11 protein-coding genes and 1 tRNA gene are annotated in these 12,874 nt (G+C 66.9%); 1 reads left to right on the top strand and 11 read right to left on the bottom strand.

Annotated features, from left to right (window positions below):
• Positions 1-228: 228 nt before the first annotated feature.
• The 7 genes from F614_RS0107690 to rlmE all read right to left on the bottom strand — a co-directional run bounded on the left by F614_RS0107690 (position 229) and on the right by rlmE (position 6,606).
• Positions 229-313, bottom strand: a tRNA-Leu gene (locus F614_RS0107690).
• 22 nt (positions 314-335) lie between these two features.
• Positions 336-716 (bottom strand): preprotein translocase subunit SecG, encoded by a 381-nt coding sequence (secG, locus tag F614_RS0107695; protein WP_019558663.1) that lies wholly within the window; start codon positions 714-716, stop codon positions 336-338.
• Entirely contained in the window at positions 713-1,480 is a 768-nt protein-coding gene (gene tpiA, locus F614_RS0107700; RefSeq protein ID WP_018880332.1) for a triose-phosphate isomerase, read from the bottom strand. Before tpiA ends, secG begins: the two co-directional genes overlap by 4 nt.
• A gap of 179 nt (positions 1,481-1,659) precedes the next feature.
• The gene (gene glmM, locus F614_RS0107705; protein WP_018867788.1) at positions 1,660-3,000 is read right to left on the bottom strand and encodes a phosphoglucosamine mutase; all 1,341 of its coding nucleotides are present in this window, start codon (positions 2,998-3,000) and stop codon (positions 1,660-1,662) included.
• On the bottom strand, positions 3,000-3,893 hold the full coding sequence (gene folP / locus F614_RS0107710; RefSeq protein ID WP_018867787.1) for a dihydropteroate synthase: 894 nt from the start codon (positions 3,891-3,893) through the stop codon (positions 3,000-3,002). Before folP ends, glmM begins: the two co-directional genes overlap by 1 nt.
• 79 nt (positions 3,894-3,972) lie before the next feature.
• Positions 3,973-5,937: an ATP-dependent zinc metalloprotease FtsH gene (gene ftsH / locus F614_RS0107715; protein WP_018875886.1), complete on the bottom strand. Its 1,965-nt coding sequence runs from the start codon at positions 5,935-5,937 to the stop codon at positions 3,973-3,975.
• Between the two features lie 42 nt (positions 5,938-5,979).
• Complete coding sequence (gene rlmE / locus F614_RS0107720; RefSeq protein WP_018867785.1) at positions 5,980-6,606, bottom strand: 23S rRNA (uridine(2552)-2'-O)-methyltransferase RlmE; 627 nt, start codon at positions 6,604-6,606, stop codon at positions 5,980-5,982.
• Positions 6,607-6,674: 68 nt separating this feature from the next.
• Between rlmE and yhbY the strand changes: the two genes are divergently transcribed.
• Positions 6,675-6,974, top strand: coding sequence for a ribosome assembly RNA-binding protein YhbY (gene yhbY, locus F614_RS0107725; RefSeq protein WP_018867784.1), 300 nt, complete (start codon positions 6,675-6,677; stop codon positions 6,972-6,974).
• An 18-nt stretch (positions 6,975-6,992) separates the two neighbouring features.
• Here yhbY and greA read toward each other — a convergent pair whose 3' ends face one another.
• The 4 genes from greA to F614_RS14975 all read right to left on the bottom strand — a co-directional run bounded on the left by greA (position 6,993) and on the right by F614_RS14975 (position 12,604).
• Positions 6,993-7,472, bottom strand: coding sequence for a transcription elongation factor GreA (gene greA, locus F614_RS0107730; protein ID WP_018867783.1), 480 nt, complete (start codon positions 7,470-7,472; stop codon positions 6,993-6,995).
• A complete protein-coding gene (gene carB / locus F614_RS0107735) occupies positions 7,469-10,702 on the bottom strand; it encodes a carbamoyl-phosphate synthase large subunit (RefSeq protein WP_019558664.1) in 3,234 nt (1,077 codons plus the stop codon). Before carB ends, greA begins: the two co-directional genes overlap by 4 nt.
• A gap of 49 nt (positions 10,703-10,751) precedes the next feature.
• Complete coding sequence (gene carA, locus F614_RS0107740; RefSeq protein ID WP_018881329.1) at positions 10,752-11,885, bottom strand: glutamine-hydrolyzing carbamoyl-phosphate synthase small subunit; 1,134 nt, start codon at positions 11,883-11,885, stop codon at positions 10,752-10,754.
• A 515-nt stretch (positions 11,886-12,400) separates the two neighbouring features.
• Positions 12,401-12,604: a hypothetical protein gene (locus tag F614_RS14975; protein WP_081619697.1), complete on the bottom strand. Its 204-nt coding sequence runs from the start codon at positions 12,602-12,604 to the stop codon at positions 12,401-12,403.
• Between the last annotated feature and the right edge of the window lie 270 nt (positions 12,605-12,874).

Consider the following 12,874-nt stretch of genomic DNA (forward strand, 5'->3'; position numbering starts at 1 on the left):
GCGAGGCGTCGCGTGGATCGGGCGCGCCGGCGAGCCGTTCAGCGTTGCTGGTTGAAAGCGCGGGTACGGACCGCCCTCGTGGAGACGAGACAGGACCGCACACCGGGCACGGAGTCTAGGTGATGCCCAAAAACGGTGTCAAGTATTCGTAATTTTATAAGACGCTGATTTTATTGTTATTTGGCCCGGGCACTCAGGAACAGAGAGCAACCCGGGCCATCCAGAATTTGGTGCAGATGGTGGGACTCGAACCCACACGGCTTGCGCCACTACCCCCTCAAGATAGCGTGTCTACCAATTCCACCACATCTGCCGTTTGGTACAGGTACCCAGGATCAGTCGGGCACGTCGGCCGGCCGGCCGGATTGCGGGGTATCGCCCGCGGGCTCCTGCCCCGGGACCACCTCGCGCGGAAGATCCGGCTGACCGTCACCTTCCACTTCCATGGCCTCCATCTGGTCCAGCAGGCTCTCGGCCTCCGGGCTGGAGGCGGCCAGATAGGCCAGCGTCAGACTGTTCAGGAAGAACACCACCGCCAGAAACGCGGTCGAACGGCTCAGAAAGTTGGCCGAGCCAGCCGCCCCGAACACCGTTGCCGAAGCCCCGCTGCCGAAGGCGGCGCCGGCATCGGCCCCTTTGCCGTGCTGCATCAGGATCAGCGCGATCAGGCCGATCGAGACCGCGACCTGGACAACCAGGAGCAGGCCGTAAATCATGCTGCGACTCGCTCGCCCGCGGCACGGACGATGGCGGTGAACCCGTCGGCATCCAGCGAGGCGCCGCCGATCAGACCGCCGTCGATATCCTCCAGCGCCAGCAGCCCGGATGCATTGTCGGCCTTCATGCTGCCGCCGTAGAGAATGCGCAGCTCCGCGGCGATGCGCGGGTCGCGGCCGGCGACGCGATTACGGATGAAGGCATGCACCTCCTGGGCCTGTTCCGGCGTGGCGGTCAGCCCGGTGCCGATCGCCCAGACCGGCTCGTAGGCCACCACGGCACTGGCGAAGGCCTCGACCCCGGCCGCGTCCAGCACCGCATCCAGCTGCTCGGCCACGACGCTCTCGGTACGGCCACCCTCGCGGTCGTCCTTCTGCTCGCCGACACACAGGATCGGAATCAGGCCGGCCGCCTGGGCCGCAACGAATTTCGCGGCCACCCAGGCACTGTCCTCGTTCTGCCGCTCACGGCGCTCGGAGTGCCCGACGATCACGTAACGGCAGCCGACCTCGGCCAGCATGGCGCCGGCCAGTTCGCCGGTGTAGGCGCCCTTCTCCTCGTCCGAGCAATCCTGGGCACCCACCGCGATGGGGCCGCCCGAGAGGTCGTCGGCGATTTCGGCGAGGTAGACCGCGGGCGGACACACCGCCACGTCCACGCCCCGGATATCGCCCAGGCTGCCCTTCAGGGCGCTCAGGAGCGCGCGGTTCGCGTCCCGCGAACCGTTCATCTTCCAGTTTCCGGCGACCAGCGGCGTGCGCATGCGGATCTTCCTCCTGCGGTCGGACGCACCCCATGGATAGACGGGGTCCGATCATGATGATTAGAGCGGCGGGATGTTACCGGCGCACCGGGAGCAAATCAACCAAGCCGGCACGCGCCACGCCGGCGGCGCCCGGCGCGGGGTGATACCGGGAGAGCCGCCCGCGGGCGCCGAGGGCGTCAGATCGCCGCGCGGATACTGTCGGCGATGCGCTCAGCGGCCGAGCGGGTCTCGTTCGCGTCCTCGCCCTCGACCATCACCCGCACCAGCGGTTCGGTACCCGAGGGACGCAGCAGCACCCGACCGCGCTGGCCCAGCTGACCCTCGACCGCGGCAACCTCCGCGCGTACCGGCTCGGCCTCCAGGCAGCCCGAAGCGGCACCGCTGACGGGCACATTGATCAGGCACTGCGGGAGCTTGGGGATCGCACCGGCCAGCGCCGACAGCGGCTGGCCGGTGCGATGCATCAGGTGGGCGACCTGCAGCGCCGCGACCGTGCCATCACCGGTCGTGGTGTGCTCGAGGCAGACGATGTGGCCCGACCCCTCGCCACCCAGGGTCCAGTCGCGACGCCGGAGCTCCTCCAGCACGTAGCGATCCCCGACCTTCGCGCGCACGAACGGGATGCCGGCGCCATTCAGGGCCTGCTCCAGGCCGAGGTTGGTCATCAGCGTCCCGACCACCCCACCATCGAAGCCCCCGCTCTGCTGCCGCGCCAGCGCCAGGATGCCGAGGATCTGATCGCCGTCCACGACCGTGCCATCGGCATCGGCCAGGATCACGCGGTCACCATCGCCGTCCAGGGCAATCCCGAGGTCCGCCCCGCTGGCGCGCACCTGCGCCGCCACCTTCTCGGGGTACAGGGCGCCCACGCCCTCGTTGATGTTGTAGCCGTCAGGACTCGCGCCAAGGATCTCGACACGGGCGCCCAGCTCCTCGAATACATGCGGGGAGACGTTGTAGGTGGCCCCATGGGCGCAGTCGATCACCACCTTCATGCCGCGCAACTCGGAGCGCGCCGGGATGGCGCTCTTGCAGAACTCCACATAGCGCCCGGCCGCATCGCTGATGCGCACGGCCTTGCCCAGTCGCGCCGCGTCGATCGGCTGCGCCGGCTGATCCAGGCGCGCCTCGATCGCGGCCTCGGTCGCATCCGGCAGCTTGTCGCCCTCGGGCGTGAAGAACTTGAACCCGTTGTCGTGGAACGGGTTGTGCGAGGCACTGATCACGATGCCCGCGGTCGCACGGAAGGTATGGGTCAGGTAGGCGATCGCGGGCGTGGGCATCGGCCCCAGCAGCGCGACATCCAGCCCGGCGGCCGACAGCCCGGCCTCCAGCGCCGACTCGAACATGTAGCCGGACACCCGCGTGTCCTTGCCCACCAGCACCGGGCCCTGGCGCTGGCCGTTCTCGCCCAGCACCTCGCCCACGGCATACCCCAACCGCAGCGCAAACTCCGGCGTCATGGGCCACTCGCCGGTGCGCCCGCGAATCCCGTCCGTCCCGAAATACTTGCCCATCAGTTCCCTCGATTGTCCTGCTCTTCGCCGCCATCCGGCCGCAACTCCGAGTATAGCGCCAGCGCGTCGCGGGTCGCCGAGACGTTGTGCACACGCAGGACACGCGCCCCGGCCTGCGCCGCCAGCATCGCCGCCACGGCACTCCCCGGGTCCCGCTCGGCGACCGGGCGATCCCCCAGCAACTGGCCGATCATCGATTTGCGCGAAACGCCGACCAGCAACGGCAGGCCGGCCCCGGCCAGATGCGGCAGGCCACGAAACAGCGCGACGTTGTGCGCCAGGGTCTTGCCAAAGCCAAACCCCGGGTCTAGCAGGATCTGGCCTCGCGGCACGCCGGCGGCCCGCAATTCGCGCACCCGCTGGTCCAGAAAGGCCGCGATCTCGGTCACCACGTCGTCATAATGCGGCGCACGCTGCATCGACTGCGGCTCGCCCTGCATATGCATCGCGCAAAGCGCCACGCCATCCTCGCGCGCCGCCTCGACCGCCGCCTCCAGGGCCCCCTCGGCTCGGAAGCCGTTGACGTCGTTGAGCAACCCGGCGCCGGCCGCGACCGCCTCGCGCATCAACGCCGGCTTCATCGTATCCACGGACAGCGGCACACCGATTTCCGCGTGCAGCGCCTCGATCACCGGCAGCACCCGGCGGCGCTCCTCCTCCAGTGGTACCGGCTCCGCGCCGGGACGCGTGGACTCACCCCCCACATCGAGGAGATCCGCCCCCTCCGCGACCATGGCGCGGGCGCGCGCCAGGGCCTCTTCGACCCGGGCATATTGCCCGCCATCGGAGAACGAGTCCGGGGTCACATTGAGGATACCCATGATGCGTGGCCGCCCCAGGTCCAGGCGGCGCGCTCCGCATTGCAGCACGGGTGCATCGGTCGGCACGATCATTCTCCTTTGCTACCAACGAAAAAGGCCGCCAGGAAAGGGCCTGGCGGCCTGGGTTCGACGCGTCGGCGGGGGGGCCCGCTCAGGACTGCGGCGCGGGCCCGCCTACAACACCCTTGTTGTCGTCGTCATCACGACCTTCGGAGCCGTCACCCGAGCCACTGGCGTCGGACTCCTCGCCGGCCTGCGCGGTACCGCCGGGGCCGCCGCCGCTGTCCCAGTCGGCGGGTTCGCGGGGTTCGCGCCCGGCCATGATGTCCTCGATCTGCTTGTCGTCGATGGTCTCGTACTTCACTAGTGCCTGGGCCATCGCATGCAGCTTGTCGATGTTATCCACCAGGATCTGCTTCGCGTGCTGGTAATTCGTGTCGATGATCTGGCGCACCTCGGCGTCGATCTCGCGCGCGGTCTCGTCGGACATCGGCTTGGACTTGCCCATCTGCCCGCCCAGGAAGGGATGCCCCTCTTCCTCGCCGTAGTCCAGCGGGCCCAGCTTGTCCGACAGGCCCCACTTGGTGACCATATTGCGCGCGATCTGGGTGGCACGCTCGATGTCGTTGGAGGCCCCGGTGGTCACCTTGTCGTTGCCGAAGATGATCTCTTCCGCCAGCCGCCCGCCGAACAGGCTCGCCAGCTGGCTTTCCAGACGCGTCTTCGAGTGGCTGTAGCGGTCTTCCTCCGGCAGGAACATGGTCACCCCGAGGGCGCGCCCGCGCGGGATGATGCTGACCTTGTACACCGGGTCATGCTCCGGCACCGTCAGGCCGACGATCGCATGCCCGGCCTCGTGATAGGCGGTCAGCTTCTTCTCGTCCTCGGACATCACCATGGACTTGCGCTCGGCACCCATCATGATCTTGTCCTTGGCGCGCTCGAAGTCGGACATATCCACCAGGCGCTTGTTGGCCCGGGCCGCGAACAACGCCGCCTCGTTGACCAGGTTGGCCAGATCCGCCCCGGAGAAGCCCGGCGTACCGCGGGCAATCAGGTCCGGGCGCACATCCTCCGCGATCGGGGTCTTCTTCATGTGGACCTTGAGGATCTGCTCGCGGCCGCGCACGTCCGGCGGCGGCACCACCACCTGGCGGTCGAAGCGGCCCGGGCGCAGCAGCGCCGGGTCCAGCACGTCCGGGCGGTTGGTCGCGGCGATCACGATGACCCCCTCGGTGCCCTCGAAGCCGTCCATCTCGACCAGCAGCTGGTTCAGCGTCTGCTCGCGCTCGTCGTGACCACCGCCCATGCCGGCGCCGCGCTGGCGACCGACCGCATCGATCTCGTCGATGAAGATAATGCAGGGAGCGTGCTTCTTGGCCTCGGAGAACATGTCTCGCACGCGCGAGGCGCCCACGCCGACGAACATCTCGACGAAGTCGGAACCGGAGATGCTGAAGAACGGCACCTTGGCCTCGCCGGCGATGGCCTTGGCCAGCAGCGTCTTGCCGGTACCCGGAGAGCCCACCATCAGCACCCCGCGCGGGATCTGGCCGCCGAGTTTCTGGAACTTGGACGGGTCGCGCAGGAAGTCCACCAGTTCGGTGACCTCTTCCTTGGCCTCGTCGCAGCCGGCCACGTCACCGAAGCCGACCTTGACCTGGTCCTCCGACATCAGCTTGGCCTTGGACTTGCCGAAGGACATCGCGCCCTTGCCGCCGGCGCCACCGCCCTGCATCTGGCGCATGAAGTAGATCCACACGGCGATCAGCAGCAGGATCGGGAACCAGCTGATCAGGATGCTCATCAGCAGGGAACGCTCGGCCTCCTCGTGGGCATTGACCTCCACATTGTTCTGCAGCAGGTCGCCAATCAGGCCCGGGTCGTTCGGATTCACCGTGGTGAATCGCTGGCCTTCCAGCGTGGTGCCCTCGATCTTCTCGCCCTTGATGGTCACGTTATCCACGCGACCGCCCTGCACATCGCGGATGAACTCGGAGTAGGTAATGCTCCGCACATCCTGCGTCTGCTGCTGTGGGCCGAAGTTGTTGAAGACAGACATCAGGACGACGGCAATCACCGCCCAGATGATCAGGTTCTTGGCCAGACCGTTCAAAACGACACCTCGAAAAACATCAATCGTCAGTTGCAGGCAGCTTTACACATCCCGGGGCTCGCGTGCCAATACATACACTTCCCGTGACCGAGGCCGCGAGGCCTTCGGTTTGCGCACCTTGACCGAGCGAAACCGGCGGCGCACCTCGGCCAGGTAGGCATCGGAACCTTCGCCCTGAAACAGCTTGACCAGAAAAGCCCCCCGGGGGTTCAGAATCTGGGTGGCCAACTCCAGCGCCAGTTCACACAGATGGATGGAACGCGGCTGATCCACGGCATCCGTACCGGTCAGGTTGGGGGCCATATCGGAAAGCACAAGGTCGGCCGGCTCGTCCCCGAGCGCGCTCAGGATCGCATCCAGCACGGCGTCCTCGCGGAAGTCGCCGGTCACGATCTCCGCGCCCGGCACGGGATCCATGGGCAGGATATCGGTCGCGACCAGGACCCCTTTGCGCCCGATTTTCTGCGCGGCGTACTGGGTCCAGCCGCCCGGCGCCGCACCCAGGTCCACCACGCGCATCCCGGGCTTCAGCAGCCGGTCGCGCTCGTCGAGCTCCTGCAGCTTGTAGACCGCGCGCCCGCGGTAGCCCTCCTGCTGGGCCCGCTGGACGTAGGGGTCATCGAAATGTTCCTTCAGCCAGCGCTGGCTGGAGCGGCTACGCTTGGGCATGCCCGATCCTTGCGCCGGCACTCGGCGTGCTACAATTTTGGCTTTCCAACACCGAAAAACGGCCTCCCGTGAATCTGACCGACGCGCAACGCCGCCACCTGCGCAGCCTCGCCCATCCCCGCAAACCCGTCGTGACCATTGGCCGCAACGGGCTGACCGACGCGGTGCTGGCGGAACTGGAACTGGCGCTCACCCACCACGAACTGGTCAAGATCAAGGTGAATATCGGGGATCGCGAGGCCCGCAACGGGGCCGTCGAGGAACTGTGCGAGCGCACCGGCGCCGAGCGGATTCAGCGCATCGGTCATGTCGCCACCCTGTTCCGGCGCAACCCGGAGGACCCGAAGGTCTCGCTGGACCCGGCCTGACAGCCGGATACGGCGGCGTCAGTTGACGTAGCGGACCTCCAGGATCTCGTACTCCGTCTCCCCGCCCGGGGCCTGCACGGTGACCACATCGCCCTCTTCCTTACCGATCAGCGCCCGCGCGATTGGGGAAGACACCGAGATCATGTTGTTCTTGATGTCGGCCTCGTCCTCGCCCACGATCTTGTAGGTCACCTGGCGCCCGTCCTCGGTCGCCTCCAGCACCACCGTGGTGCCGAACACGACCTTGCCGGTCTGCGGCAGGGCCGTGACGTCGATGATTTGGGCATTGGAGAGCTTCGCCTCCAGCTCGCGGATGCGGCCCTCGATGAAGCTCTGCTGCTCGCGCGCGGCGTGATACTCGGCGTTCTCCTTGAGGTCACCATGCTCGCGCGCCTCGGAGATCGCGTTGACCACGCGCGGGCGGTCCTCGCCCTTCAGCTTCTTCAGCTCTTCCTTCATCTTTTCCGCGCCAGTCACGGTCAAGGGCGTCTTGTTCATGCGCTTTTCCCTCCGAGATTTTCCTGGTGGAGGTCCTGCAGCCGGAAGACGTCGTTCGCCCCCAGATGATCCAGGGCCTGCACGGTGGCCTTGGCCCCAGCAATGGTGGTGGTATAGCCCACCTTGTGCATCAGCGCCTCGCGGCGGATGGTGTAGGAGTCGGAGGTCGACTGCTTGCCCTCCACGGTGTTGATGATGAAGCTGATCTCGTCGTTCTTGATCATGTCCACGATATGCGGACGACCCTCGGTGACCTTGTTCACGCGGGTCACCGCGATCCCGGCCTCCTCCAGCACGTTCGCCGTGCCCCGGGTGGCCAGAACCTCGAAACCCAGCTCGACCAGGCGGCGCGCGACTTCACCCACCAGCGGCTTGTCGATCTCGCGCACGGACACGAAGGCCTTGCCGGTGGACGGCAGCAGCACGCCCGCCCCCAGCTGGCTCTTGGCGAAGGCCTCGGCGAAGCTGCGACCGACCCCCATCACCTCGCCGGTGGACTTCATCTCCGGCCCCAGGATCGGGTCCACGCCCTGGAACTTGGCGAACGGGAACACCGATTCCTTTACCGAGTAGTAATCGGGGTAGACCGCATCGCCCACGCCCTGCTCGGGCAGGGTCTGCCCGGCCATGCAGCGGGCGGCAATCTTGGCCAGCGGCCGGCCGACGCTCTTGGAGACATACGGCACGGTGCGCGAGGCGCGCGGATTGACCTCCAGCACGTAGATATCGTCGCCCTTGATCGCGAACTGGGTGTTCATCAGGCCGACGACCTTGAGCCCCAGCGCCATCTTGCGCACCTGCTCGACCATCTCGTCCTGTAGCGCCATCGACAGCGAGAACGGCGGCAGCGAACAGGCGGAGTCGCCCGAGTGCACGCCGGCCTGCTCAATGTGTTCCATGATCCCGCCGATGATCACGTTCTCGCCATCCGAGATGGCATCGACATCAACCTCGATCGCGTCATCCAGGAAGCGGTCCAGCAGCACCGGGGCATCGTTGGAGACGGACACCGCGTTCTGCATGTAGCTGCGCAGGTCCTCGCGGTCGCGCACGATCTCCATCGCGCGGCCACCGAGCACGTAGGACGGGCGCACCACCAGCGGGTAGCCGATCTCGTCGGCCAGCTTCTCCGCCTCTTCCTCGCTGCGCGCGGTGCGGTTCGGCGGCTGCTTGAGTCCCAGCTTGTTCAGCAGGGCCTGGAAGCGTTCGCGGTCCTCGGCCAGGTCGATCGAGTCCGGGCTGGTGCCGATAATCGGTACCCCGGCCGCCTCGAGATCCCGCGCCAGCTTCAGCGGGGTCTGCCCGCCGTACTGCACGATCACGCCGGCCGGGTTCTCGGTCGCCACGACCTCCAGCACGTCCTCCAGGGTCAGCGGCTCGAAGTACAGCCGATCCGAGGTGTCATAGTCGGTGGAGACGGTCTCCGGGTTGCAGTTGACCATGATGGTCTCGTAGCCGTCCTCGCGCATCGCCAGCGCCGCGTGCACACAGCAGTAGTCGAACTCGATGCCCTGGCCAATACGGTTCGGCCCGCCGCCCAGGACCATGATCTTCTGTTTGTCGGTCGGTTCCGCCTCGTTCTCCTCTTCGTACGATGAGTACATATAGGCGGTGGTGGTCGCGAACTCGGCCGCGCAGGTATCCACCCGCTTGTACACCGGGCGCACGCCTAGGCCGTGGCGGTGCTTGCGCACGGCCTTTTCCGTCTCGTTGAGGATCGTCGCCAGGCGCAGGTCGGAGAAGCCGCGCTGCTTCAGGCGGTACATCTCCTCGGCCTTGATGTCGCCCAGGATGCGGTCGCGCAGGCCCTTCTCGACGTCCACCAGTTCCTGGATCTGGGCCAGGAACCAGGGGTCGATCGCGGTCAGGTCGAAGATGTCCTGGATCGAGAAGCCGGCGCGGAAGGCGTCGGCCACGTACAGCACCTGCTCCGGGCTGGGGTTGGCGAGCCGGGTGCGCAGCTGATCGACCACGTCGTCGGCATCCAGGTCAATGCGCTCGTCGAGACCGTCCATGCCGGTCTCCATCGAACGCAGCGCCTTCTGGAACGACTCCTGGAAGGTGCGGCCGATGGCCATCGCCTCGCCCACCGCCTTCATCTGCGTGGTCAGCCGCGCCTCGGCCTGCGGGAATTTCTCGAAGGTGAAGCGCGGGATCTTGGTGACCACGTAGTCGATGGACGGCTCGAACGAGGCCGGGGTCAGCCCGCCGGTGATCTCGTTTTTCAGCTCGTCGAGGGTGTAGCCCACCGCCAGCTTGGCCGCGACCTTGGCGATCGGGAAGCCGGTCGCCTTGGAAGCCAGCGCGGAGGAACGCGACACCCGCGGGTTCATCTCGATCACGATCATGCGCCCGTTCTCGGGGTTGATCGCGAACTGCACGTTGGAGCCACCGGTTTCCACGCCGATCTTGCGCAGCACCGCCAGCGAGGCGTCGCGCATGATCTGGTATTCCTTGTCGGTCAGGGTCTGCGCCGGGGCCACGGTGATCGAGTCCCCGGTGTGGATCCCCATCGGGTCCAGGTTCTCGATGGAGCAGATGATGATGCAGTTGTCCGCCTTGTCGCGGACCACCTCCATCTCGAACTCCTTCCAGCCCAGCGCGGACTCCTCCAGCAGCACCTGGTTGACCGGCGAGAGGTCGAGCCCATTCTTGACGATGTACTCGAACTCCTCGCGGTTGTAGGCGATACCGCCGCCCGAGCCGCCGAGGGTGAACGACGGCCGGATGATCACCGGAAAGCCGATCTTCGGCTGGACCTCCTGCGCCTCCTCCCAGGAGTGCGCGAGCATCGCGGTCGGAGTGTCCAGACCGATATCGGCCATCGCCGCCTTGAAGTGATCGCGGTCCTCGGCCATGTCGATCGCCGCCTCGTTGGCGCCGATCATCTCCACCCCGAACTTCTCGAGCACGCCTTCCTTCGACAGGTCCAGCGCGCAGTTCAGCGCGGTCTGACCGCCCATGGTCGGCAGCACCGCATCCGGGCGCTCCTTCTCGATGATCTTGGCGACCGTCTCCCACTCCACCGGCTCGATGTAGGTGGCATCCGCCATCTCCGGGTCGGTCATGATCGTCGCCGGGTTGGAGTTCACCAGGATCACCCGGTAGCCCTCCTCGCGCAGGGCCTTGCAGGCCTGGGCGCCGGAGTAGTCGAACTCGCAGGCCTGGCCGATCACGATCGGGCCGGCCCCGAGGATCAGGATGCTCTGGATGTCGGTACGCTTGGGCATGTGACGGCTCTCGCAGGCTGTCGATATCGGAAATTCGGGAGGAGGAGCTTTAGCGACGCGCGGCGCGCATCATCTCGACGAAGTCGTCGAACGCCGGGGACACGTCGTGGGGGCCCGGGCTGGCTTCGGGGTGTCCCTGCAGGCTGAAGGCCGGGCAGTCGGTGCGGGCGATCCCCTGCAGCGTGCCGTCGAACAGCGACCGGTAGGTCGGCGTCAGCGTATCGGGCAGGTTGTCCTCGTCGATCGCAAAGCCGTGATTCTGCGACGAGATCATCACCCGCCCGCTTTCCTCGTGGCGGATCGGGTGGTTCGCCCCGTGATGGCCGAACTTCATCTTCACGCTCTTGCCGCCGCTGGCAATGCCCAGCAGTTGGTGCCCGAGGCAGATACCGAACAGCGGCAGCTTGCGCTCGCAGATGTCGCGGATCGCATCGATCGCGTAGGTGCAGGGCTCGGGGTCGCCTGGGCCGTTGGACAGGAACACCCCGTCGGGTTTCAGCTCCATGACCTCGGCCACCGGAGTCTCGGCCGGCACCACGGTCACGCGACAACCCCGGTCCGCCAGCTTGCGCAGGATGTTCTGCTTCATGCCGAAGTCGTAGGCCACCACATGAAATTCAGCCTGCTCCGGGTCCACCCGGGCCGGCTCTTCGCCGAGCTGCCAGGTGCCCTCCAGCCATTCGTAGCGGCTGCGCGTGGTGACCTCGCGCGCCAGGTCCATGCCCTTGATGCCGGGAAACTCGCGCGCGGCGGCCAGGGCCGCTTGCTCGTCCACCTCACCGGCCTGGATGCAGCCGTTCAGCGCGCCCTTCTCGCGCAGAATGCGGGTCAGTTTGCGGGTATCGATCCCGCTGATCGCCACGATGCCGTGGCGCAGCAGGTAATCCGGCAAGGATTCGCGCGAGCGCCAGTTCGACACCAGCGGCGGCAGGTCACGGATGATCAGCCCGGCCGCATGGGCGCGGGCGGACTCGTCATCCTCCGGATTGGTCCCGGTGTTGCCGATATGCGGATAAGTCAGCGTGACCATCTGCCGGTGGTAGGAGGGATCCGTGAGGATCTCCTGATAACCGGTCATCGCGGTGTTGAACACCACCTCGCCGACCGTCTGGCCCTGGGCGCCAATCGCCTGACCATGAAACACAGTGCCATCTTCCAGGACGAGCAGAGCGGGCGCGGACACAGGGGACCTCCGGATGGTCTGGGTCGGGGCCGCCAGGCGGTTCGCCGGCGGCGGTACTGCGATCGATTCGGGTCTTTGACCCGGCCTCGCCCGCACCGTTTCAACAGGGAAAGGGCCCTGCTATGGGCAACGGTTCGGTGCTCGCGGGACGGGTACGGATACGCCTTCAAGTGTACGCGAGCGCCGCGCGCGGCGTCCAACGAGATGCCCGCTTGCGACGTCATCCGCCTCTCCGCTCCAGCCTGGCGATCCCTAACTCTTGGGCGTTGATGGCTGGCCCCCGTTCGTCACCCGGTGTTTCGCCTGCCTTGTTGTGGCTGGCCCTGGCTCGGCCTCGGGTGTTTACGGTGCCTTCGGTCCGCAACCTGCCGTGCGCTGACTCGCCAGCGCGCCGCGAGGTCCTTTCTTGCTTGCCCAAGAAAGGACCCAAAGAAGGGCACCCGGATTCCGCCCGGGAACCTCGCTCCGGACGTGCTGGGCCGGCGGCGCTGAACTCGCCGCGCCTTCGGCTCCGCTCAGACATCCAGCGCCTTCTCCCGGCCCACCACGCCCTCCGCGAGGGGCTCCATACGGGAGGGGAAGGTCAAAACCGAACGTATCCCCACCTTTACGCCTAACCATAGGCAACGCCGTCCGAAGGCCCCCGGCGCCCGCTGCGCGGGCGCGGCACGCAACGGCCAACGGCCGAGCGTGCCCAAGATGTGCGAAGACCTAGCCATCCTCCACTGGCACGACCGTCGGGACGGCCGTTGTTTGGACCTGCCTCCCCGTTGTCGTCGCGCCGAGCGGAGAGGGTTTTCGCGGGAGACAAGGCGCTGGATGTCTGAGCGGAGCCGCAGGCGCAGCGAGTTCAGCGCCGCCCGCGAAAACCCTCGAAGCGAGGGAAGCCCCGGACCGCGCAGCGGGCCGGGGTCGCGGCAGTCGGGCGTGTTTCTTGGTTACTTCTTTGCACGAGCAAAGAAGTCACTCGGGGCGCGCTGGCGAGTCAG

Source organism: Thioalkalivibrio sp. ALE12 (assembly GCF_000381105.1).
Classification (GTDB): domain Bacteria; phylum Pseudomonadota; class Gammaproteobacteria; order Ectothiorhodospirales; family Ectothiorhodospiraceae; genus Thioalkalivibrio.

Coding starts and splice junctions, on each gene's coding strand:
- secG (WP_019558663.1), bottom strand. CDS start 716: ATGATTTACGGCCTGCTCCTGGTTGTCCAGGTCGCGGTCTCGATCGGC.
- tpiA (WP_018880332.1), bottom strand. CDS start 1,480: ATGCGCACGCCGCTGGTCGCCGGAAACTGGAAGATGAACGGTTCGCGG.
- glmM (WP_018867788.1), bottom strand. CDS start 3,000: ATGGGCAAGTATTTCGGGACGGACGGGATTCGCGGGCGCACCGGCGAG.
- folP (WP_018867787.1), bottom strand. CDS start 3,893: ATGATCGTGCCGACCGATGCACCCGTGCTGCAATGCGGAGCGCGCCGC.
- rlmE (WP_018867785.1), bottom strand. CDS start 6,606: ATGCCCAAGCGTAGCCGCTCCAGCCAGCGCTGGCTGAAGGAACATTTC.
- greA (WP_018867783.1), bottom strand. CDS start 7,472: ATGAACAAGACGCCCTTGACCGTGACTGGCGCGGAAAAGATGAAGGAA.
- carB (WP_019558664.1), bottom strand. CDS start 10,702: ATGCCCAAGCGTACCGACATCCAGAGCATCCTGATCCTCGGGGCCGGC.
- F614_RS14975 (WP_081619697.1), bottom strand. CDS start 12,604: ATGGCTAGGTCTTCGCACATCTTGGGCACGCTCGGCCGTTGGCCGTTG.